Here is a 1,806-nt window from a genome sequence, read left to right on the forward strand (position 1 = left end):
GTCTCCGTCGGCTCGCGCCGCCGGCGCGGCTCCGGCTGGCCGCGCTTCTCGGTCCAGCTCCGCACATCCGCCCAGATATCGCCCGGCTCCGTCTGCAGCGGCGCCAGGCCCAGCCCGGCAGGGCCGGAGCCGGGCCGCGCCGCCGCACCGCCCGGCCGCGCGGCCTCGGTCCCGGCGCCCTGGCTCGTCCCCTGGGCCAAGGCCGGCACGGCCGGCGACAGCGCCAGCATCAGCGCGAGCAACATCTTCCCGGCCCGGGACACGGGCATGCGGCACCTCCTCGGATCGCGGGGGCTTCCTTGTCATCCCGCCGGGGCGGGATGCAAGCGGTCGCCGCGCTCACCCCACCGGGCGGGTGCCGCACCAGTCGGCGATGAAGGCGGCGATCGCCAGGGTGGTCTTCTTCAGGTGGGCCAGGTCGGTGCGCTCGTCGAAGGCATGCGCGCCCTCGCCCTTCGGCCCGTAGCAGAGGCCGGGGATGCCGAAATAGAGGCCGTAGAAGCGCGTGTCGTTCACCGCCGTGGTGATGCGCGCCGGCATCTCCGCGCCGAAGACCTGGGCGTGGGCGGCGGCCAGCACCGCCTCCGCCTCCGTTCCCGGCTCCAGCACATAGCCATCGGCGAGGAAGCCGTGCCAGGTGACGGAAGGCGGGTTGTTGCGCAGGAAATTGTCGCTGCGCGCCGCCTTGGCCACGCAGCGCTCCACGCCGGCGCGGGCCTCCGCCACATCGGTGCCGGGCAGCAGGCCGATGCGGCAATCCACCTCGCACCAGGCGGGCGTGGAACTCGCCCAGTCGCCGCCACGGATGATGCCCGGGTTGAATTTCAGCGGGCTGTCGATGTCCTTGTACCAAGGATGCGCGCGCGCCTCGGCATTGATCCGCTTCGTGTGCTCCTGCAGCGACTGGATCAGGTGATAGGCCGACAGGATGGCGTTGCTGCCATCCTGCGCCACGGCGACATGCACCGGCACGCCGCGCACCGCGATGCGGAACCACAGCGTGCCGGTATGCGCGCGGGTGATCGTGCCGCCGGTGGGTTCCGGGATCAGCGCGGCATCGGCGCGGTAGCCGCGCAGCAGGGTGGCGAGGGCGCCGTTGCCGGTGCTCTCCTCCTCCGTCACGGTCTGCAGGTGGATGTCGGCGGCGGGCTCCAGCCCGGCGGTCGCCAGCGCATCCATGGCGAAGACCATGGCGGCGACGCCCGACTTCATGTCATGCGCGCCGCGGCCATGCAGCCAGCCGTCGCGCACCACGGCGGCATAGGGCGAGTGGGTCCACATCTCGACCGGGCCTTCCGGCACCACGTCGATATGCCCCTGCAGGATCAGGCTGCGGCCGGCGGCTTCCGCGGCGCGGCGGGTGCCGACCACCTGGACCGAGCGCGCCGGGTCGGCCTCCACCATCGGGCTGGCCTTCGGGTGCTGCGGCAGCGGCACATCGGCCAGGGTGAAGCGGTCCACCTGGTAGCCGCGGGCGGCAAGCTGCCGCGCCATCCAGTCCTGCAGCGGCGCCTCGTTGCCGCGGGTGCTCGGGAAGCGGACCAGGTCGGCGAGGAAGCCGACCTCCTTCTCGAAATTCGCCTCCACCGCCGCGGACAGGCGGGCGAGCAGCGCGGCATCGGGCATGGCGTGGTCCTTGGCGCAGGGCGTGACGCATCCAGCGTCGCGCCGCCGCTTCCGCGCCGTCAACCCGGCGGCCCCGGAATGCGCAGGGCCGGCGCCGCCCCGCGCTGCGGGACGGGGCCGGCCCTGGCAGCCTGGGCGGCAGGCGCGGCGACCGCCGGCATCCGCGCCTCCCGCCCCGGG

General features: G+C 74.0%; 2 protein-coding genes. Both read right to left on the reverse strand.

Features of this window, described 5'->3' with window-relative positions; genetic code table 11:
• Positions 1 to 269: hypothetical protein (locus E2C05_RS31490; protein ID WP_205083237.1), on the reverse strand; the 269-nt coding region annotated here is incomplete at its 3' end.
• A gap of 70 nt (positions 270 to 339) precedes the next feature.
• The gene (locus E2C05_RS31495; RefSeq protein WP_133223540.1) at positions 340 to 1,626 is read right to left on the reverse strand and encodes an ArgE/DapE family deacylase; all 1,287 of its coding nucleotides are present in this window, start codon (positions 1,624 to 1,626) and stop codon (positions 340 to 342) included.
• Between the last annotated feature and the right edge of the window lie 180 nt (positions 1,627 to 1,806).

The sequence above is a fragment of the Paracraurococcus ruber genome (assembly GCF_004353985.1).
Classification (GTDB): Bacteria; Pseudomonadota; Alphaproteobacteria; order Acetobacterales; family Acetobacteraceae; genus Paracraurococcus; species Paracraurococcus ruber.